17 protein-coding genes are annotated in these 19,432 nt (G+C 66.6%); 11 read left to right on the forward strand and 6 right to left on the reverse strand.

The genetic code is table 11. From position 1 onward, the window contains the following. The first annotated feature begins 198 nt into the window (after window positions 1–198). Genes AAF604_07195 through AAF604_07220 form a run of 6 tightly spaced genes read left to right on the forward strand, consistent with a single transcriptional unit; the run spans window position 199 to window position 5,747 of the window. Window positions 199–738, forward strand: coding sequence for a Rieske 2Fe-2S domain-containing protein (locus tag AAF604_07195; protein MEM7049427.1), 540 nt, complete (start codon window positions 199–201; stop codon window positions 736–738). Further along, on the forward strand, window positions 735–1,778 hold the full coding sequence (locus AAF604_07200) for a cytochrome bc complex cytochrome b subunit (GenBank protein ID MEM7049428.1): 1,044 nt from the start codon (window positions 735–737) through the stop codon (window positions 1,776–1,778). The genes AAF604_07195 and AAF604_07200 overlap by 4 nt, the downstream gene beginning before the upstream one ends. 55 nt (window positions 1,779–1,833) lie before the next feature. Further along, window positions 1,834–3,474, forward strand: a complete 1,641-nt coding sequence (locus AAF604_07205) for a multiheme c-type cytochrome (GenBank protein MEM7049429.1) — start codon at window positions 1,834–1,836, stop codon at window positions 3,472–3,474. After that, window positions 3,455–3,640, forward strand: a complete 186-nt coding sequence (locus AAF604_07210) for a hypothetical protein (GenBank protein ID MEM7049430.1) — start codon at window positions 3,455–3,457, stop codon at window positions 3,638–3,640. Before AAF604_07205 ends, AAF604_07210 begins: the two co-directional genes overlap by 20 nt. Beyond that, window positions 3,637–4,116, forward strand: coding sequence for a cytochrome c oxidase subunit II (locus AAF604_07215; protein MEM7049431.1), 480 nt, complete (start codon window positions 3,637–3,639; stop codon window positions 4,114–4,116). Before AAF604_07210 ends, AAF604_07215 begins: the two co-directional genes overlap by 4 nt. Next, complete coding sequence (locus AAF604_07220) at window positions 4,113–5,747, forward strand: cbb3-type cytochrome c oxidase subunit I (protein MEM7049432.1); 1,635 nt, start codon at window positions 4,113–4,115, stop codon at window positions 5,745–5,747. The genes AAF604_07215 and AAF604_07220 overlap by 4 nt, the downstream gene beginning before the upstream one ends. Here the strand turns inward: AAF604_07220 and AAF604_07225 are convergent. Together AAF604_07225 and AAF604_07230 are read right to left on the reverse strand one after the other, a co-directional pair. Next, entirely contained in the window at window positions 5,744–7,588 is a 1,845-nt protein-coding gene (locus tag AAF604_07225; protein ID MEM7049433.1) for a CBS domain-containing protein, read from the reverse strand. The two genes, AAF604_07220 and AAF604_07225, sit on opposite strands and share 4 nt — an antisense overlap. A gap of 334 nt (window positions 7,589–7,922) precedes the next feature. Next, a complete protein-coding gene (locus tag AAF604_07230) occupies window positions 7,923–12,164 on the reverse strand; it encodes a hypothetical protein (protein ID MEM7049434.1) in 4,242 nt (1,413 codons plus the stop codon). Between the two features lie 259 nt (window positions 12,165–12,423). On the opposite strand from AAF604_07230, the gene nth reads away from it, so the two are divergent. After that, window positions 12,424–13,095 carry an endonuclease III gene (nth, locus tag AAF604_07235; GenBank protein MEM7049435.1) on the forward strand — a complete coding sequence of 224 codons (672 nt, stop codon included), beginning with the start codon at window positions 12,424–12,426 and terminating at the stop codon, window positions 13,093–13,095. Window positions 13,096–13,101: 6 nt separating this feature from the next. Here the strand turns inward: nth and AAF604_07240 are convergent, their stop codons facing one another. The 3 genes from AAF604_07240 to AAF604_07250 are packed head-to-tail and all read right to left on the reverse strand — an operon-like array spanning window position 13,102 to window position 14,202. After that, a complete protein-coding gene (locus AAF604_07240; GenBank protein ID MEM7049436.1) occupies window positions 13,102–13,251 on the reverse strand; it encodes a hypothetical protein in 150 nt (49 codons plus the stop codon). Further along, the gene (locus tag AAF604_07245; GenBank protein MEM7049437.1) at window positions 13,202–13,813 is read right to left on the reverse strand and encodes a methyltransferase domain-containing protein; all 612 of its coding nucleotides are present in this window, start codon (window positions 13,811–13,813) and stop codon (window positions 13,202–13,204) included. Before AAF604_07245 ends, AAF604_07240 begins: the two co-directional genes overlap by 50 nt. A gap of 53 nt (window positions 13,814–13,866) precedes the next feature. After that, the gene (locus AAF604_07250) at window positions 13,867–14,202 is read right to left on the reverse strand and encodes a PaaI family thioesterase (GenBank protein ID MEM7049438.1); all 336 of its coding nucleotides are present in this window, start codon (window positions 14,200–14,202) and stop codon (window positions 13,867–13,869) included. Between the two features lie 126 nt (window positions 14,203–14,328). Here AAF604_07250 and AAF604_07255 point away from each other — a divergent pair, with 126 nt between their 5' ends. Next, window positions 14,329–15,198: an HAD family acid phosphatase gene (locus tag AAF604_07255; GenBank protein MEM7049439.1), complete on the forward strand. Its 870-nt coding sequence runs from the start codon at window positions 14,329–14,331 to the stop codon at window positions 15,196–15,198. 25 nt (window positions 15,199–15,223) lie between these two features. Here AAF604_07255 and hemW read toward each other — a convergent pair whose 3' ends face one another. Next, window positions 15,224–16,396, reverse strand: a complete 1,173-nt coding sequence (gene hemW / locus AAF604_07260; protein MEM7049440.1) for a radical SAM family heme chaperone HemW — start codon at window positions 16,394–16,396, stop codon at window positions 15,224–15,226. 222 nt (window positions 16,397–16,618) lie between these two features. On the opposite strand from hemW, the gene AAF604_07265 reads away from it, so the two are divergent. The 3 genes from AAF604_07265 to AAF604_07275 all read left to right on the forward strand — a co-directional run bounded on the left by AAF604_07265 (window position 16,619) and on the right by AAF604_07275 (window position 19,429). After that, complete coding sequence (locus AAF604_07265) at window positions 16,619–17,848, forward strand: hypothetical protein (GenBank protein MEM7049441.1); 1,230 nt, start codon at window positions 16,619–16,621, stop codon at window positions 17,846–17,848. A 91-nt stretch (window positions 17,849–17,939) separates the two neighbouring features. Continuing rightward, entirely contained in the window at window positions 17,940–18,842 is a 903-nt protein-coding gene (locus tag AAF604_07270; GenBank protein ID MEM7049442.1) for a DMT family transporter, read from the forward strand. A gap of 80 nt (window positions 18,843–18,922) precedes the next feature. Further along, entirely contained in the window at window positions 18,923–19,429 is a 507-nt protein-coding gene (locus AAF604_07275; GenBank protein MEM7049443.1) for a Smr/MutS family protein, read from the forward strand. Window positions 19,430–19,432 lie beyond the last annotated feature (3 nt).

Below are 19,432 nucleotides of genomic sequence, written 5' to 3' on the forward strand. Positions count from 1 at the left end.
CCAGCAGGCGTCAAGGCCCGCGCGCTCTGGACCTGCGACGATCGGCCGCTCCCGGCGGCATGAACCGGCCCCGCCGCCTGCTCTGCGGCGAAGCGCGCCCACCCGCTCGGGTGGCTCCACAAAACCGCCCTCATGGACGTGGTTCGCCGCGCCTCGGACCGGCATGATCTCAGGGTTCCACCGAGGAGGAGTCCCACCATGTCCGCAGAACCGACGGATCGTCCCGACGATCCGACGACAACGCCGGAGCGGCGCACCTTTCTGAAGCGACTGGCCTCGCTGCTGGTCGGCGGCGGTCTGGTGGCTGCCTACGGCACCCTGGCGGGATTCTTCGCGCGCTTCCTCTACCCCGCCCGGGGCGATCGCGGGAGCTGGATGTTCGTGCGCCAGATCAGCGGCGTAGGGGTTGGGGACTCGGTGGCCTATCGCTTGCCCAACGGCTTGCCGATCAGCATCACGCGCCGGGGTGATTCCGGCCAGGCGAAGGATTTCGTGGCCTTCTCCAGTACTTGCCCTCACCTCGGTTGCCGGGTCCATTGGGAGTCCCACAACCAGCGCTACTTCTGTCCTTGCCACAACGGCGTCTTCAGTCCTGACGGTCGCGCCATCGCCGGACCGCCGGCAGATGCCGGTCAGTCCTTGGAGCCCTACCCCCTGGAGGTGCGGGACGGCTTGCTCTTCATCCAGGTTTCTCTCGACCAGGTGGCTGCCAAGGGCCGGTCGACGAACCGCGCATGAGGGCTTTGACGCAGTGGTGGACGGAGCGTTTTCCGGTTTCCGCCGACGATCTGCGGACGCTAACCAACGAGCCCGTCCCGGAGCATCTCAAGCGCTGGTGGTTCGCCCTCGGAGGCACTCCCGCCTACCTCTTCGTAATTCAGATCGTCACCGGAATCGGGCTCGCTTTCTACTACCAGCCGACCACCCTGGGAGCCTACGAGTCGGTGCGCTACATCACCGAGGAGGCGGCCTTCGGGTGGTACATCCGCGGTCTCCACAAGTGGGGCGCGACGCTGATGATCGCGGCCGTCGTGTTGCACCAGATGCGGGTCTTCTTCACCGGCGCCTATCGCCGTCCGCGGGAGCTCAACTGGGTGGTCGGCATGACCATTCTGGTCGCCACCCTGATGCTGGGTTTCACCGGCTACAGCCTGGTCTACGAACAGCTCTCCTATTGGGGTGCCACCGTCGGAGCCAACATGGCGGCCGGCGTTCCGGTGGTCGGAGATCTGCTGCAACAAATGCTCCTCGGCGGCGAGGCCTACAACGCCCATACGCTGTCCCGCTTCTATGTGCTGCACGCGGCGGTACTGCCGATGTTCCTGGTGCTGCTGATCGCTCTCCACATCGTGATCATTCGGCTGCACGGCATCGCCCCCCTCGAGCCCGAGGGCGGCAAGCCCGGCCGCACCTTCGACTTCTTCCCCGATCACATCCTGACGGAGCTCATCATCGGCCTCGGTCTGATGATCGTTCTGTCGGCCTTGGCGACCCTTCTGCCGGCCAGCCTGGGACCGCCCGCCGATCCCCTCACCACCCCCGAGGTGATCAAGCCGGAGTGGTTCTTCTATGTCGCCTTCCGCTGGCTCAAGCTGTTCTCCGGCACCTTCGCCTTGCTGTCGATCGGGTTCATCGTTTTCACCATGTTCGCCTGGCCCTGGATCGATGGCTGGATTCGGCGCCGCAGCCGCTTCAAGGAGGCCAGCATCTGGATCGGCATCGCGGCGGCTCTGGCGATCATCACCCTCACCGTTTGGGAAGGACTGGTAGCCCACTGATCGGCTCGCCCCGGCACTGCTCGAGGCCCTTCTCTATGGGATGGAGGTGTTCCCGGTGGATTTGAAACAGAAACGCTGGATCATCATCGGACTGGCTTTCCTCTTCTTGCTGTCGCTGCTCCTGGTGCAGTGGCGCGAGGTGGCGCGTCGTCACGAGGAGCTCGGCATGACGGCGCCGAGCTTTGCGGTACCGGCGACCTCCCAATCGTGCATGGACTGCCATGTGGAAACCACCCCGGGCATCGTCGATCACTGGGCGGGCAGCAAACATGCCATCACCGGCGTCGGTTGCTACGACTGTCACCGCGCCGAAGAGGGCGACGTCGATGGCTTCGATCACTACGGCCTGCGGGTGGCGTCGGTGGTCACGCCCCTCGACTGTGGTCGCTGCCATGCCGAGGTGGCGGAGGAATTTCAGGGCAGTCATCACTCCGCCGCCGGCAACATTTTGGCTTCCCTCGACAACTTCCTCGCCGAGACGGTGGAGGGTGGCCCGCCGCTGTTCAATCCTCACTCGCCGACGCCGGGCAAGATGGTGGAGTCGGTCAACGGCCACGCCAGCGCCTTCCTGGGGTGTCAACAGTGCCACGGCAGCAAAGTGGCCTTCCGGACCGTCGACGGTGGTCGCGTCACGGTGGATGACCTGAAGCCGGACAAGGCCGGCCATCCAACCAATGCCCAGGCGGTGGCGCGAATCCTGCGCGATCCCAGTGGCAAGCCGATCTTCGACGCCGGGACCTGGCCCAATACCGGCATCGGCCGGCTCAATCTCGATGGCTCGCGGGGCTCTTGCTCCGCTTGCCACAGCCGTCACGATTTCTCGCCCCGGCGGGCCCGCCAGCCGGAGAACTGCGGCAAGTGCCACCTCGGTCCGGATCATCCGCAGAAGGAGATCTTCGAAGAGTCCAAGCACGGCGTCGCCTACCGCGACCTCAAGGACGAGATGAACCTGGCGGGCGAGTCCTGGGTGCTGGGCGAGGACTACAGCCAGGCGCCGACCTGCGCCACGTGCCACATGTCCGGCCATTCGCGCAACGGTGGCCGGGTGACCCATGACCCCGGCGAGCGCATCTCCTGGACCAATCGGCCACCGGTCAGCCTGGTGCTCGACACCGACGCCGAGGGACACGTCGTCAAGGCCACCGATCCGGTGGAGCGCCAAGCGCTGATCGCCGACTCGGCGGAATCGAAGCGCAACCGCATGAAAGCGGTTTGCTCCCATTGCCACACGCCGAGCTACATAGATGCCTTCTACCAGCAGTACGACGACCTGGTGATCCTCTACAACGAGAAGTTCGCCAAGCCCGGCCAGGCGATCATGGCGGCGCTGCTCGACCAGGGGTTGAGGTCCGAGACCGCCTTTGACGAAGAGATCGAGTGGACCTGGTTCTACCTCTGGCACCACGAGGGGCGGCGAGCCCGCCACGGCGCCTCCATGATGGCGCCCGACTACACCCACTGGCACGGCATGTACGAGGTCGCCGAGCGCTTCTACATGGAGCTCATCCCTCAGGCGCGGGAGCTCACCGAGGAGGGACGCGGTCACGGTAAGGGCGCCGGTGCCGCCGTCGTCGAGGGACTGATCAGCGACATCCTCGAACGGCCCGAGCACGCCTGGTTCGAGGAGGGTGCCGAAGACGACATGCGACGCATTCGCGAGGCGATGGAGGAACGCTATGGACAGGGCGAAAGCTGAGTCGGTACCGCGCCTGCGGGAGGACCTCGAGATCGATCTCGAGGCGCGGGTCGGGCATCCCAAGGGAACGCTACTGATCGTCGGTCTCTACGGCGCCCTCTTCGCCCTTGGCTGGCTGGCGCTGTTCTTCCTCGAGTTCTTGCCGCGGGGAGCGCCCCAGCCATGAGCGCCATGAAAGTCGATCTCTACGAGCGTCTCTGGCTGTGGGGAGCGAGCCTGATGATCGCCGCCTTCCTGACCGCCATCGTGGTGGGGGCGCGGCTGCATGCGGTCCATCCTCCGAGTCACGTCGAGACCATCGATCCCTTGCGGGTCCGCACCGATTCGGAGTTCGCCCAGCCGGGCGTGCGCACCGCACCGGATGGTTCGGTCCTGGTGGTGGCGGTGGCCGAGATGTATCGCTTCCGACCCCAGCTCATCCGCGTGCCGGCGGGACAGCCGATCCGCTTTCGCATGACCAGCCCGGACGTGCTGCACGGCTTCCAGGTGGTCGGCACCAATGCCAACGTGATGGTGGCACCGGGCTACGTCAGCGATTTCACCGTCACCTTTCCCCATCCCGGCGAGTACCTGGTGCTGTGCAATGAGTACTGTGGCTTGGCGCACCACCAGATGGCCTCGCGGTTGATCGTCGAGCCATGACCGCGCAGTCTATGGTGGCTCGTGACCGCCTGGCCCTGTCGAATCTCGCCGTCTCGCTGGTGGCCTTCGCTCTCGGCGCCGTGATGGCGGTGATGCAATCCCTCTCCCGGGCCGATCTGGACGTGGTGTTCCGTTCGCCCAAGGTCTACTACCTGTCGGTCACCGCCCACGGGGTGCTGATGGGATTGGTCTTCACCACCTTCTTCATCATGGCCCTGGGCATCGTGTTCGTTCGCCAGTGCCTGGGTCGCTGGGTCGACGACCGTTGGGGTTGGGTGGCCTTCGGTGTCGCCCTTTTCGGAACCCTGATGACCACCGCGGCGATCCTCTCCGGCACCAGCTCGGTGCTCTACACCTTCTATCCACCGATGCAGGCCCATCCCACCTTCTACATCGGCGCGACGCTGCTGGTGGTCGGGTCGTGGGTTTGGTGCGGCTGCATGATCGCTTCGGTGCGAGTCTGGCAGCGGCAGCACCGCGGCAAGCCGCTGCCCTTGCCGGTGCACGGTTTACTGGCGACGGTGATCGTCTGGCTATTGGCCACCAGCGGCCTGGCGATCGAAGCTCTCGGCATGCTGATCCCCTGGTCCCTCGGTTGGGTCGAGACCATCGACCCCATCCTCGCCCGGACCTATACCTGGTGGTTTGGTCATCCGCTGACCTATTTTTGGCTGCTGCCGGCCTATGTCGTCTGGTACACGGTGCTGCCGCGGGTGGCCGGCGGGCGACTCTTCAGCGAGCCCTTGACGCGCCTGGTCTTCATGCTCTTCGTGCTGTTCTCGACCCCGGTCGGCTTGCATCACCAGCTCTCCGATCCGGGGATCTCGAGCGACTGGAAGCTGGTCCACACCTTCAGCACCTACGTCATCCTGTTCCCCAGCCTGGTGACCGCCTTCACGGTCATCGCCTCTCTCGAGACCGCCGGCCGTCTGCGCGGTCGCAAGGGCTGGCTCGACTGGCTGAAAGACCTGCCTTGGAAGGACCCTTTGCTGGTGAGCGTCGTCTTGGCGATGTTGACCTTCGCCCTCGGCGGCTTCGGCGGCGCCGTCAACGCCGCCTACGCGATGAACAACATGGTCCACAACACCGCCTGGATCATGGGTCACTTTCACCTCACCGTCGGAACCGCCGTCGCCCTCACCTTCATGGGCGCCACCTACTGGCTGCTACCGCGCTTGACGGACCGCCCCCTGGCGTTGCCGGGCTGGGCGTTGGCGCAGGCCTACCTGTGGTTTGTCGGCATGATCCTGTTCGGGGTCGTCAACCACATCACCGGCATCCTGGGGATGCCGCGTCGGGTCTACAGTGCCGAGTACTTCGGTGCCGAGCAGGCGGCCCGCTGGCAGTCCTGGACGCTCGCTTCCGCCGTTGGCGGTGTGCTGCTGTTCGTCAGCTCGTTGATCTTTCTGGTTGTGGTGGTGGCCACCTTCCTGCAGTCCCGCCGTCAGGCGCCGCTGGCGATGGAGTTCGCCCGTCCGCTGGCTCCACCGGCCACCCGCCGCGGACTGTGGGATCGCTTCCTGCTGTGGTCCGCCGTGGCGGTGGTGTTGGTGGTGGTGGGCTACTACCAGCCGATCACCCACCTGCTCGCCCTCGAACGCTACGGCTCGCTGCCCTTCAAGCCCTTCTAGGCGACCCAGCCGAGGAGGGCTTTCAGCAGGTCGTGCTCGGTGGCGATTCCGATCAGGTGCTGGTTGTCATCGACCACCAGGAGGCAGCCGCGACGCTGGTCGAGCAGCAGGCGGATGGCCTCGAGCAAGGCCAGGTCCGGCGGCACGCGGAGCGGCTCCGGGTCCATGATCTCCTCGGCGGCGATGGCACCATCGGTCCGCCCCTTGCGGCCTAGCTCGAGCAGGGCGCGATGGGAGAGCAGGCCCACCAGCCGGCCATCGGACGCTTCCACCGGAACGTGGCGGAAGTGCTTCCAGGTCATCATCGAGGTGGCGAGATCGGCGATGTCCTTCGGCTTGACGGTGAAGACGTCCTGGGTCATCACGTCGGCGATGCAGAGCGACCGCCGCGGTGGCTGCTCCGCTGTCGGTGCCGGCCAGCGATGGATCGGTTCGCCCGACGATTGATGCTGCTCGAGCCGCCGACAGAGGGCCGGAGCCGAAGCCCCCGGCTGCGAAAAGGCTTCCATCAACCAGCGAGCGCCGGTGCGGTCCTGGAGTAGCCGCTGCTCGATCGTTCCAAGGTAGCGCTGGCGCTCCTCAGCCGGTACGCCGATCTCTTCGAGGCCGGCATCGGCTGCCGGCAAGAGCTCGTCGAGCAACAGCTCGCGGGCCGAACATCGTTGGCCATCGAGCCAGACCAGCTCGGCGGTTGGCCCGAGGCGAGCCGCCTTGATGAAGTTGCCGCGAGCGTCGTCGAAGGCGAGGCGGGACGGAATCTCCCGGGCGGTGCCTTGAAAAGCCTTCATCAGGCCGTAGAAGAGGGCGGCGTTGGCGACCTCGTCGAGGACCGTCGGTCCGGCCGGCAGGACGCGGTTTTCGATTCGCAGATGAGCCACCCCGTCGGCAACGCCGTAGCAGATGCGGTTCCAGCGCCAGACGGTGCCGTTGTGCAAATTGAGGGCCGCCAGCGCCGGCGGCCCGTCCGACTGTTTGGGATCACAGGCCAGGATCACCGGGAAGCGGGCCACCGTGTCGCGGAACAGCTCGAGGGCCGATTGGTGGAGCCAGTCGCTGCCGAAGGTCACCCGCGGGTGTTTGCCGCGTTTCCTTTCCGCCCGGCTGCGGGCGTCGACGGCGCTCTCGAAGAGGGCGACGCGGGACTCGTGCCACAGGCGGCGCCCGAAGAGGACCGGTGAGTTGACGGCGGCGGCCAGTAGCGGTGCGGTGATCGCCTGTGCCAGGTTGTACTGGTGTGGAATCTCGTCGGCCGACGACTGCAGGTGGAGCTGGAGGCTGGTGTTGGCGGCCTCGAACATGACGTGCTCGACGCGCAGCTCGAGCAGATCACGACCCCGGATGTAGACCGAGAAGTCGCCTCCTCGGCTGGCCGCGAGGGCGTCGTTGAGCTGGCGGTAGCGCGGCAGCGGCGTCATGTTGTGGAGACCGAGATCGTCGAGCCGAAGGCTGGGCAGGATGCCGGTCAACAGCGGGCGTACTCCCTGCGCTTCGCCCGCCGTCGCGATCATCGCCAGGATCGCCGTCAGCTCGTCCTCGAGCTCGCGCAAGAAGCTGCCGCCGAGAGCCTTGGGAGGCAGATTGGCTTCGAGGTTGAAGCGCGCCAGCTCGGTGGTCAGGCGTGGGTCATCGACCGCTGCGAGGAGCTCGGGGCCGCAAGGTGCCGGGCGGCCGTTCCGGTCGATCAGGAAGAGCTCCTGTTCCAGCCCCATGCGCTCGACCCCGGACTCGATGGCCCCTTGTCGGATCAGCTCGTCCAGCGCTTCGAGATCTTTCAAGAGCTCACCGGTGAAGCTCTGGATGCGGCGTTCGTCGAGGGTCTCTTCGACCTTGTGCTGGCCCATGGCGCTCCTTGGAAAGTGCTTTCGCCCATCATGCCGCTCGTCGGTGCCTGGCGGCGATACCCGGCGGGATGGGGAAGGCGACCCCCGGGCTACCTTCTGGGGTAGGGGCAAAAAAATAGGGCCCGCTCCGCCCTCCGGAAACGAGCCCTCGAAAGGAGGAGCACGGCGTGGGGTCCGTGCTCCTTATCGACGGTTGAGGATGTACTTTTCCTTGCGAGCAGGCGACGCTGTCGCGGAAATCTCGCGGTCGGTCTCCCCTGCAGATGAAAAAAGGGAGCCCCGGAGGGCTCCCTGAGATCGAGCCGGGATTCCCGGCCCGCGGGGCTGGCGACGACTACTGGGCGACGTAGTAGACCCAGTACTTCATCAGGAAGAGCGAGCAGCCATAACGGCGCTGCAGGCGCTCGAACCAACTCGGCACCTGGATCGACTCGATGATCTGCTCGCAGGAGCAGCCGCCGGTCTCGGCGAGGGTGAAGTTGTGCCACGGGCTGGGTCCGATGCCGTGGCCGGGGCGATAGGTGTCGAAGGTGCCGTCGCCGTCGACCAGGGCAAAGCGCCAAGGCAGCAGGCGGCGTGTTGGCACGTCCTCGGGAATCACCGTCCCCGGGCAGAGGTCGGCGCCGTCCTCGATGCCATCGAAGTCGGAGTCGAGCTCGGCCATGACATACAGCACCAGGCCGTCGTGATCCGACGAGCGCAGTGCCGTGGTGCCGTCGTCGATCAAGATGCGCGCCGCATCGGCGTTGCCGCGACCGAATTCCATGCCGGTCACCCGCGCCGCCAGGGACTGCGAGGTCAAGGCGTGGTCGATGGCCTGGGCGCTCCCCCGGAAGATGAAGGAGTAGCGATCCATCGCCGGCACCGTGAAGGTCTCCTTGACCAGGTTCGGATTCACCAGGTCGGGACCGGAACGCTCATTGTCGGCGGGGTTGAAGTCGCCGGCCATCTGGCCGACCACGTCGACGTAGCCGTCGGTGAACTCGTAGGCGTTGAAGTCACCCACCACCGCCAGGTTGATGGCCGGATCGGTGGTCTGCAGGTCCTGCACCATCTGGGCGATGGACTGGGCCTGCTCGAGGCGCTTCTGACGCACCCGGTTGCCGTTGGCGCCGGTGTCGTCGATGCCCGACAGGGAGCGCGAGTGGACCGCCAGCACCGAGATCGGCAGCGGGCTGCCACTGCCGACATAGCTGCCCTCGAGGAGCAGCGGCGGCCGGTCGTGGAGCGGCGAGCCGTCCACCGACAGGGTTTCGCTGGCGCCCATCTGGATGATGGCATCGACGGTCACCGAGTCACGCACCATGAAGCCGACGTCGATACCGCCGACGTCGTTGCCTTCGACCAGGAACGAGGTGTAGTTGACCGTCGGGTCGTTGGTCGCGATCACCGCCGCCAGATCCTCGAGAGCGCCGAGCTTCTCGACCTCGGAGGTGGCCAGGATGTCCGGCGCGTCGAGCACGTCCACGATGTAGAGGGCGAGCTTGCCGAGGCGGCGGTCATAGTCGACGGTGGCGAGCACCGTACCGTCGTCCTCACTGCCCGGATCGTCGATGTCGTCGAACAACCGGAACATGTTGAGGGCGCCGATGGTCATCTCGCCGGGCTGACGCGGGCTGACGGCGCGCGGAACGATCGCTTCGTTGACGGTGAGCTGAGTCGGCCAGATCTCGTAACCGCCGAACTCGAAGCCCAGCACGCCGACCGCATCGAAGGTCGAGCCGGCGGGAATCGCCAGGTTGGGCAGGCCGAGCTTGTCCGGATCGAGCTCGAAGATCTCCGGGTTGCCGTCGAACACCGGCAGCCCCGGCAGACCCGGGAAGGTGATGCCCGGCTCGCGGAAGGCGCGGTTCGGGCCGGCGACGATATTGACCTCCGCCAGCGGATCGGAGCCGAAGCTCTGGTTCGGGCCGGTGACGCTACCGCCGGTGACCTCCACCAGCATGCCCTCGAAGCGCTCGAGCTCGGTGACCGCCTGCGGCGGCACCGGCGACGGCGTCGCGCCGTCGAGTACCACCGTGGCCGGCAGCGGGTTGCCGGAGCTGGTGACGGTGACCACCGGTAGGCGGATCTCCGTCAGGTCGAAGAACTCGACCACCTCGCCGGTGACGTCGACGAGATCGCCGACGGCGACCGTCGGAGCCACCGAAGTGAAGACGAAGATGCCGTTCGAGGTCTCGACGTCGGCATCGGCGCGCGCTTCCGGCGTTTGGATGAAGAAGCCGTCGAGGCCGAGGGCGGTGACCACGTTGTCGACCGTCGTCACCGTTTGGGTGGCGAAGGGCGAGGCCAGGCCGTTGCCCTGGATCTCGAAGATCTCGAGGATCTGGGGCGGCACGTTGCTGGCTCCCGGGGTCGGTGCCTGGGCGACGTAGGTGGAGGTGTCGAAGGGCGTTCCGCCGTCCGGCACCCGCGAGTTGGAGTCGCCGGTCTGGTTGCCGTTGGCACCTTCGTTGACCTGCGCCTGACCCGGCGTGAGCGCGGCCAGCAGGCCGGTATCGTCGGAGTCGTTGGTGTCGTAGACGACGGCGTCCACCAAGTTGGCGGCGGTCACCGCGGTGCCATTCGGGAAGTCGCTGGCGTCGCCTTCGTAGACGGCGACGGCGTCGGCACCGTTCTGCAGCGAGTTGTTCGCGAACACCAGGCCGACGTTGGCGACGGCGGCGTTGCCGAGCACGAAGAAGCCCGCGCCGTTGGTGCTCAGGCCGTCGAGGTCGAAGGCGTTGTAGGAGGTGTCGCTCGAACCGTTGAAGAACACCACCACCAGGCCATCGAGGGGCGCGTTCGGCGGTCCGAGGAGCTCGACGAACTCACCCGTGTCGGTGCTCACCTGGTCGGCATCGACCTCGTTGATCACCACTGCCGTCGGGCCCGGCACGTTGCTGATTCCCGGGGTCGGTGCCTGTTGCACGTAGGTCGAAGTGTCGAGCGCCGTGCCGCCATCCGGGAAGCGCGAGTTGGAGTCGCCGGTCTGGTTGCCGTTGCCGCCCTCGTCGACCTGTGCCTGGCCCGGCGTGAGTACCGCCAGCAGGCCAGCATCGTCGGCGTCGCCGGTACCGTAGACCACGGCGTCGATCAAGTTGCTGGCGGTCACCGCGGTGCCGTTGGGGAAGTCGCTGGCATTGCCGACGTAGATCGCCACCGCGTCGGCGCCGTTCTGCAGTCCATTGCTGCCGAAGACGATGTCGACGTTGGGCACGGCGGCGTTGCCGAGGACGAAGAAGCCGTCGGCGTCGAGGCTGAAGCCATCGAGGTCGAAGGCGCTGTAGGAGGCGTCGCCGGAGCCGTTGTAGAACACCACCACCAGGCCGTCGAGGGCGGCTCCGCCGGTGCCGAAGAGCTCGACGAACTCACCCATGTCGGTGCCCGACTGGTCGGCGTCGACTTCGTTGATCACCACGTCCGGTGCCACCACCGGGCCGTTGTTGGTGGCTCCCGGGGTCGGCGCCTGCTGGACGTAGGTGGAGGTGTCGAGGGGTGCGCCGCCGTCCGGCACCCGCGAGTTGGACTCGCCGGTCTGGTCGCCGTTGCCGCCCTCGTTGAGCTGCGCCTGGCCGGGGGTGAGCACCGCCAATAGGCCGGCGTCGTCGGAGTCGTTGGTGTCGTAAACCAGGGCGTCCACCAGGTTGGCGGCGGTCACCGCGGTGCCGTTCGGGAAGTCAGTGGCGTCGCCTTCATAGACGGCGACGGCGTCGGCGCCGTTCTGCAGCGAGTTGTCCGCGAACACCAGGCCGACGTTGGCGACGGCGGCGTTGCCGAGTACGAAGTAGCCGCCGGCGCTCAAGGAGAAGCCGTCGAGGTCGAAGGCGGCGTAGGAGGTGTCGCTCGAGCCGTTGTAGAACACGACCACCAGGCCGTCGAGGGGCGCCCCGCCGGCGCCGAAGAGCTCGACGAACTCACCCATGTCGGTGCTCACCTGGTCGGCGTCGACCTCGTTGATCACCACCGCTGTCGGGCCCGGCACGTTGCTCACGCCGGGGGTCGGCGCTTGATGCACGTAGGTCGAGGTGTCGAGGGGCGTGCCACCGTCCGGCAAGCGCGAGTTGGAGTCGCCGGTCTGGTTGCCGTTGCCGCCCTCGTTGAGCTGCGCCTGGCCCGGGGTGAGCACGGTCAGCAGGCCGGTGTCGTCGGAATCGTTGGTGTCGTAGACGACGGCGTCCACCAGGTTGGTGGCGGTCACCGCGGTGCCATTGGGGAAGTCGCTGGCGTCGCCGGTGTAGAGAGCGACGGCATCGGCGCCGTTCTGCAGGCCATTGCTGGCGAAGACGATGCTGACATTCGGCACCGCGGCGTTGCCGAGGACGAAGAAGCCGTCGCCGTCGAGGGTAAAGCCGTCGAGGTCGTAGGCGGCGTAGGAAGTGTCGTTCGAGCCATTGTAGAAAACGACCACATAGCCATCGAGCACCGCGTTGGGATCGCCGAAGAGCTCGACGAATTCACCCATGTCAGTGCCCGCCTGATCGGCGTCGACTTCGTTGATCACCGGCTGCGCCAGGGCGAGCGATGGCAGCAGCAGGGCGAGGGCGAGGACGGCGAAGAGCCGGCCGGCCCGGTGAGTCAGGGTCCTTGGCAACATTTCATTCCCTCCGAGCGATGGTTTGCGGGATCTCTACCGCGGTGAGCGGATGCCGAGAGAGGATGCCGAGCGCGGCTCAACTCGGGGTCAAGATCCGGTAACCGGTATGTAACGATAGGCGAGGATCGAGCCTCGGGAGGCGCGATCCAGGAAATCGTGCGGACTGCGATTGAGAAAAGATGATATCACCGGCAGGCGCAAGGACGGATGTGAAGAGGTGGTGACGAAAGGGCTCTACTGAGCGCCGGGAAAACCAGCCATGGGACGCGTAGAGAAAGCTGCCAAGATCCTCGCGATTCTCGATCACCTCTACCCCGAGGTGCCGATTCCCCTCGACCATACGGACTCCTACACGCTGCTGATCGCGGTGCTTTTGTCGGCCCAGACCACCGACAAGAAGGTCAACGAGGTGACCCCCGATCTCTTCGCCCGGGCGGCGACACCGGCGGTGATGGCGGCGGTCCCGGTGGAGGAGATCCACCACCTCATCCGGCAGATCGGTCTGGCCAACAACAAGGCCAAGAATATTCGGCGACTGAGCGAGATCCTGGTCGCCGAGCACGATGGCGAGGTGCCCGAGAGCTTCGAGGCCCTGGAGGCTCTTCCCGGGGTCGGCCACAAGACCGCCTCGGTGGTGATGTCCCAGGCCTTCGGCGTTCCCGCCTTTCCGGTGGACACTCACATCCATCGTCTGGCGGCCCGCTGGGGGTTGTCCAACGGCAAGAACGTCGTCAAGACCGAGGAAGACCTCAAGAAAGCCTTCCCGCGGCAGAGCTGGAACCGGGCTCACCTGCAGATCATCTACTTCGGCCGCGAGCACTGCCCGGCGCGCTTTCACGATCTCGACGGCTGCTTGATTTGCTCCTGGGCGGCGACCAAGAAGCGCAAGGCCGAAGAGCACGCCAGGCTGCCGGCCAAGCGCCGGCGCTGAAGCGCCTCAGTCGCTGCGCCGCGCCGGGACGTCGACGTACTGCCAGCGCACCCGGCCGCCGAGGCGTCGTACCAGATGGATCACCTGGGGCGGCAGAATCCGGTCCTCACCGGGAGTGCGATTGAGCAGGATCGACAGCCTGCCGCCGACGGCCAAGCGTGGCCGCAGATCCTCGAAGAAGTCGCGCCAGGCCGCGAAAGCCCCAAGGGGTCTCGAGGCGGAAGTAGTGGAACGAGGCCTGGTTGGCGGTGATCAGGTCGTAGGGGCCGGCAAGGGTTGCCGGGAGCGGTTGGCGCGGCAGGATGCGGTGGAATACCCGCTCGAGCTCGAAGGCGGCGATGAGCTCCGCGTACAGGCGATGAGTGCGCTGATCCTCGGCCGGCTCGTCGGCCGTCGGCGGCAGGTCGAGGCCGACGGCATGATGGCCGAAGTGCTCGCAAACCCTCAGGAAGTAGCCGGCGCCGCTGCCGAGGTCGAGAATGCGGCGCCGTGGCCCGCGATGCAGGCCGAGGCCGATGGCGCGGCTCAGGCTGCGGCGCAGGTAGGCATTCCGTTTGGTGAGGTACTTGGCCTTGCCGAGGGTCTCACCGGACTGGAGAAAGGTCGCCTCGATGCGCTCGAGCCGATCCGCCGGCATGGCCTCGACCAGCGCCCGGTAGTCGCCGGCGACGCGGCTCAGGCGCGAGGCCGAGATGGCGCGCAAGACCAGGCGAATCAAAGCCCCCTGAGCGCGCTTGCCGGGTCCGCCTTCGAACCCCGTAGCGGGGTGCGTCAGCTCAACACCGCGAAGGTCACCGCAGCCTTGGCGACCAGCTTGTCGTCCTGATAGACCTCGCCTTCGGTGAAGGCCATGGTGCGGCCTCGCTTGAGGACCTTGCCGCGGCCCACCAGGGTGCCTGGAGCGGCGCGCCGCATCAGGCTGAGGTTGACGTTGACCGGCACCACGCCGGCGGCAACGGCCTGGGCTGCCGAGACTTCGGCGAGGGTGGCGAGGACGGCGAAGTGGATGGTGCCGGGAGCGACCTGGTGCTCCGGGCGGGTGGCGAGGACGACCGACGTTCCGTCGTCCCCTGGGCGTAGTCCGAGGGCGGAGTTGAAGCTTTCCATGGGGCGATTCTAAGGTCGGGCGCCGGCCGTTGGCGGTGGATCCCGCGGGATGGTTGTGATATTCACCTTCGGCGAATTTCGAAACCGCCGCGAGCCCGCCCGCGAACACTCCGGAGACTCCGACGCATGCGCTTTTTGATTCCTGCGATTCTGACCGTTCTCTCGGTGGGTTGTGCCAGCATTCCAGGCTTGGGGGGCGGCAAGACGGCGCCTGCAGAGCCCTTGCCGGCACCGGTGTCCGGGGAATCCGGCGAGGAGCCGGCGCCTCAGCCGGCCACGCCTGATCCGGCCACGCCTCAGCCGGCCGCGCCTGATCCGGCCGCGTCTCAGCCAGCCGCATCCGAGGAGGCCGCCGAGCCCTTTCCGCCGCTCGAGGACTCGGTGCACTGGGTGCGCAACTCGGCCGAGTACCGGGCCCTCGTGCTGCAGACCTTTCGCCTCGCCCTCGAGCGCGTCGAAGAGCTCGCCGCCGGCCGGGATGCCGGCACCTGGGCCGTTGCGCTCGATGGCGACGAGTCGGTGATCAGCAACGCGCAGTACGAGAAAGAGATCGGCGCAGATGGCCATGGCCCCGCTGCTTGGGATGCCTGGGTTCGCCGGCGGGAGGCCACGCCGCTGCCGGGAGCCCTCGAGTTTCTGCAGACGGTGCGGCGCCTCGGCGGGCGCATCGCCATCGTCACCAATCGGCGGGAGGTGCACTGCCCCGACACCCGCGCCAACTTCGTGGCGCAACAGATTCCCTTCGACGTCATTTTGTGTCGCGTCGATTCCGGCGAGAAGGAGCCGCGCTGGGAGCAGGTGGTGGCCGGAACGGCCACTCCCGGCCTGGCGCCGGCGGAGATCCTGGTGTGGGTGGGGGATGCGATCACCGACTTCCCGGACCTCGACCAGGAATCCCGCTTCGCCGGCGACGAGGCCTTTGCCGCCTTCGGGGATCGCTTCTTCATCATGCCCAATCCGATGTACGGCAGCTGGACCCGCAATCCGCGCCAGTGAAGGGCGCTGGACGGCGAGCTCGACCTCAGCCTTCCAGTGCTGTGAGATCGAGCTCGCGCACCAAGCTGTCGGCCACCGCCAGACCCTCGAGGGTGGCGCAGAAGGCATCCGGTCGGCGCTGTACCAAGCCGCGGTCCTGCCAGGCGGCGATGCGGGCTGTGTTGGGCTGCTCGAAGTCGAAGCCGTAGCGCTGCCGAAAGGCCTCGTAGCTCATTCCATCGACGGTCCGTAGGCCGAGCATCAAGGCCTCAAGGGCGAGGTCTCGCGGTTCGAGGTCTTCGTGCTCGGCGACCGGCGACTCGCCGCGATCGAGGCGGGCCCTCCAGGGGCCGAGGCGGCGTTGGTTCCACCAGCGGCGACGACCGTCGAAGGAGTGGGCCGACGGCCCCAGGCCGAGGTAGGGCGTGTGATTCCAGTACTTCTGGTTGTGGGCCGACCGGCTGGCCTCGCCGCGGGCGAAGTTCGACACCTCGTAGGCTTCGAGGCCGGCCTCCGCCAGGCGCCGGTGGGTGAGCAGAAAGAGCTCTCCTTGGGCCGGCTCCGGCATCTCCTCGAGCTCGCCGCGCTGCTGGCGGTGGGCGAAGGGAGTGCCTTCGTGGATGGTGAGCTGATAGCAGGAGACGTGGCTCGGAGCCAGCGCCACGATTTCGTCGAGATCCCTCGCGAAGCGCTCTGGGGTCTGCTCCGGTAGGCCGAAGATGAGGTCGGCGGAGACCGTATCGAAACCGCTGCCGAGGGCGAGGGCGAGGGCCCGGCGGGCATCCTGGCGGGAATGCCTGCGGCCGAGGAAGGTCAGGTACTCGTTGTCGAAGGTCTGAACGCCGAGGCTCAGGAAGTCCACCCCGAGGTCGCGCCAGGCGGCCAGGCTCTGCGAGTTGACGTCTTCAGGATTGGCCTCGAAGTGCCAGCGGGCGTTCGGTGCCAGGTCGAAGCTGCGACGGAGGGTGGCGAAGAGGTGCGCCAGATCGTCGGCGGCGAGGGCCGATGGAGTGCCGCCGCCGAAGTAGACGGTGTCGAAGCGCCAGCCGTCGTCGGCGTACCGCGCAATCTCCCGTTCGAGGGCGTCGACGAAGCGCCGATAGCTCGGCGCACCGCCGGTGGTGACGGCGAAATCGCAGTAGGGGCAGACGGCCGAGCAGAAGGGCACGTGGACGTAGAGCCCGGCTGCGGACGGTGTTTGGCTCCCCATCGGCTTCATTCTACCGCCGCCTATGGCTCGAGGAGCGACGGCCTGGAGGCCTGAGACTGCGAGTCCGGTGGAGGCTTGCGGGGCGTCCGAATCGTCGCTTTTCACCGGGTCCGGTTTCGATCAGCCAATCTCAAGAGGTCCCGCCATAGGCAGTGAGGTTCAACCCTCCTATCTTTGCCTTCCAGCGCGAGTGGTCGATTCCAGTTGACAAGGCGAAAGGAGGACGCACTGATGTTCCGGCGAACGAAAGGAATTCTGTCTGATAAGACCGATCCCAAGAAGGACTCCGATTGCATCGTGACGGCGATGGCTTTGGGATTGTTCCGGCAGGAGTACGTGGGGCGCCGGAGAGAGCTGATTCTCGGCTACGATCCGGCCAAGGCCGAGCCGGTTGACAAGGAGACGCGAGAGAAGCACAGGAAGAACGGGGAGAAGGGCCGCCGGGCCTTGGAGAAACTCATGCGGCCCAAGGGCCTCAAGGGTGTCGTCGAGGGTCTCAATGCGACGCTTGCAGTCTCGGGAGTGCGCAATATTCCTCCAATCAAGGTCAAGAGCCTGCGCGCTTGGCAGAAAGAGGAATACATCACCGGTCGAAATCGAGGCGCTGGGCTCCCCTTCTCCCTGCTCCGGAAGTCCGGATCGATCGCGAGTGAAACCAGGAGCGAGGTCGCGGATGCTCCCGAAACCTCTGGATCTCCCGATGGCTACAAAGGCCGAGGCGCCTACACGGGTGTCCATGCATTGGAAAGTGATCGGTCCGACGACGGCTTCGACGTCCGATACGTTGGCAGTACCTTCCGCCACTACATCGATCCTGCGCGGGTTGATCGATGGATTCCCCGTGATCCCGAGGCCAGGCCTTGGGGGCTTATCGGTGGCCAGAGATCACTTCCGGGAATGAAGGAGCTGGCGCCGGATGGAGAGAGCGAAGATCTGGTGGGTTACACCCACGGAATGATCCAGGCCATCTACAGTGCCGCTTGCGATGGCTTCAAGGGTGACACCATCGAGGTCGCCGTCGGAGATGAGACGACGAAGTTGGCCTCGTGCCTCGCGTGTACGACCTTCATGGCGGCTTCGGGCCGCCCGCCCGATGGCATTCACTTGGGCCGGGGCGAATCTTGGTCGCCGATCTATGCCGAAACCAAAGCGTGCGAGACGCTTTGTTCCAGGCGCTGGCATGAAACCAAGCAAGGTGACATGAACCGTGCGGTTTCCTATGTCAACAGGAAGTGGTTCAAGAAGTGTGCAGAGTGGCTCTATTGGGGTACCCAGATCAGCAGTGATTGCATCAAGAAAAGCCGGAGGAATTCCTGGCGGGCTCTCGAGCGATTCGCCAGGGACAACCATGGCGAAGTCGGACCGTCGGCCCACTTGTTCCTCGATGCGCTGACGATTTCTGAGAAGGATGAAGATCGTATCTCCAGAACGTTGAAGGGTTGCTCGAGCTCGAAGGAGTAGGAGCGGGCTTCGGTGAGACCGCGCACCATGGCTGGCGGCGGCCTCTCACCGGTGGGTTCTGTGCCCTCTGCCGGGCGGATACACTCCGCCGATGCCTATTGCCCACGCCGGCGAGCTCGCCGCCCTCGCCACCGCCTCTTGCTGGGTGGCGACGGCCCTGGCCTTCGAGGCCGCCGGGCGGCGGATCGGCTCTCTGACGGTCAACCTGCTGCGTTTGCTGATCGCCATCGCCCTGGGAGCGCTGGCCGCCTGGTGGCTGCGCGGGCAGGTGCTGCCCCTCGACGCCACCGCCCACGCCTGGGGGTGGCTTGCCCTCTCGGGGCTGGTGGGTTTCACCTTCGGCGACCTCTGTCTGTTTCGCGCCTTCGTGGTGCTGGGGCCGCGCCTGTCGACGCTGATGATGGCTCTCGCGCCGCCCTTGACGGTGGTGGTCGGTTGGTCGGTTTTGGGCGAGACCATGTCGGGACGGGATCTGCTCGGCATGACCCTGACGGTGGTCGGCGTCGCCTGGGCGATTCTCGATCGCGGCGCCGCGACCCCGGCGGCGAAGGAAGCTCCGAGAACGACCCTCTGGGGAGTTGCCCTGGGCTTCGGCGGAGCCTTGGGCCAGGCCGTCGGCTTGGTGCTCAGCAAGCTCGGGATGGGCGACTACGACCCTTTTGCCGCCACCCAGATCCGGGTGCTGGCAGGCACCGTCGGTTATGTCGTGCTGTTCACCCTGCTGCGTCGCTGGCGCCAGGTCGGTCGATCCCTGGGTGATCGCCGAGCTCTCGCCTTCACCTCCGTCGGCGCCTTCTTCGGGCCCTTCCTCGGCGTTTCCCTCTCCCTGGTGGCGATTCGCTACACCACCACCGGCGTCGCCGCCAGCCTGATGGCGACCACCCCGATTCTGATCATCCCGGTGGTGGTGCTCCTCGGTCGAGAGCGGGTGCGCCTGGGCGGCTGGCTCGGCGCCGTGGTGGCCGTGGCCGGAGTGGTGCTGCTGTTCGGCTGAAGTGAAGCCCTCAGCTCGACCTGCTAGCCTGAGACCTTGAGCCAGTCTGGGTGGAGAACCCGGACCCTCGAGGAGGCGTCATGACCAAGGATGACGATTTCCTGCGCGCCATGCGCGGTGTCGAGAAGCTGCCGCAAGGGGTAGATCGGGTGACACCGGCGAAGCCCAAGCGTTCGCCCGAGGGTGACCGGAGGCCGGTGCCGCGGTTCGACGTCCGCACCTTCGGCGAACAGGTCGAAGGCCTCGCCCCGGGGGTCGATTCCCGTCGCTTGCGGATTCTGCGGTCCTCCTCCGGGTCGGTGCGGGTCGACCTCCATGGCATGTCCGAGGCGCCGGCGCGGCAGGCCACGCTGGCGGCCCTCGAGCGCGCCCGCGACCACGAAGAGCGCACCGCCTTGATCATTCACGGGCGAGGCCGTCACTCGGACGGCCAGCCAGTGCTCAAATCGGCCGTCGTCGAGTGGCTGACCTCCGCTCCGGCCGGCCGCTGGGTGGTCTGTTTCTGCTCGGCGCCGCCGTCCGCCGGCGGGGCCGGTGCCACTCTGGTTCTCCTCCGTCCTCACCGCGCCCGTCGCTCTCGGCGTTAGCTC

It is taken from the genome of Acidobacteriota bacterium (assembly GCA_039028635.1).
In the GTDB taxonomy this organism is placed as follows: Bacteria; Acidobacteriota; Thermoanaerobaculia; order Multivoradales; family JBCCEF01; genus JBCCEF01.

Coding starts and splice junctions, on each gene's coding strand:
- AAF604_07195 (MEM7049427.1), top strand. CDS start 199: ATGTCCGCAGAACCGACGGATCGTCCCGACGATCCGACGACAACGCCG.
- AAF604_07200 (MEM7049428.1), top strand. CDS start 735: ATGAGGGCTTTGACGCAGTGGTGGACGGAGCGTTTTCCGGTTTCCGCC.
- AAF604_07210 (MEM7049430.1), top strand. CDS start 3,455: ATGGACAGGGCGAAAGCTGAGTCGGTACCGCGCCTGCGGGAGGACCTC.
- AAF604_07215 (MEM7049431.1), top strand. CDS start 3,637: ATGAGCGCCATGAAAGTCGATCTCTACGAGCGTCTCTGGCTGTGGGGA.
- AAF604_07220 (MEM7049432.1), top strand. CDS start 4,113: ATGACCGCGCAGTCTATGGTGGCTCGTGACCGCCTGGCCCTGTCGAAT.
- AAF604_07225 (MEM7049433.1), bottom strand. CDS start 7,588: ATGGGCCAGCACAAGGTCGAAGAGACCCTCGACGAACGCCGCATCCAG.
- AAF604_07230 (MEM7049434.1), bottom strand. CDS start 12,164: ATGTTGCCAAGGACCCTGACTCACCGGGCCGGCCGGCTCTTCGCCGTC.
- nth (MEM7049435.1), top strand. CDS start 12,424: ATGGGACGCGTAGAGAAAGCTGCCAAGATCCTCGCGATTCTCGATCAC.
- AAF604_07250 (MEM7049438.1), bottom strand. CDS start 14,202: ATGGAAAGCTTCAACTCCGCCCTCGGACTACGCCCAGGGGACGACGGA.
- AAF604_07255 (MEM7049439.1), top strand. CDS start 14,329: ATGCGCTTTTTGATTCCTGCGATTCTGACCGTTCTCTCGGTGGGTTGT.
- hemW (MEM7049440.1), bottom strand. CDS start 16,396: ATGAAGCCGATGGGGAGCCAAACACCGTCCGCAGCCGGGCTCTACGTC.
- AAF604_07265 (MEM7049441.1), top strand. CDS start 16,619: ATGTTCCGGCGAACGAAAGGAATTCTGTCTGATAAGACCGATCCCAAG.
- AAF604_07270 (MEM7049442.1), top strand. CDS start 17,940: ATGCCTATTGCCCACGCCGGCGAGCTCGCCGCCCTCGCCACCGCCTCT.
- AAF604_07275 (MEM7049443.1), top strand. CDS start 18,923: ATGACCAAGGATGACGATTTCCTGCGCGCCATGCGCGGTGTCGAGAAG.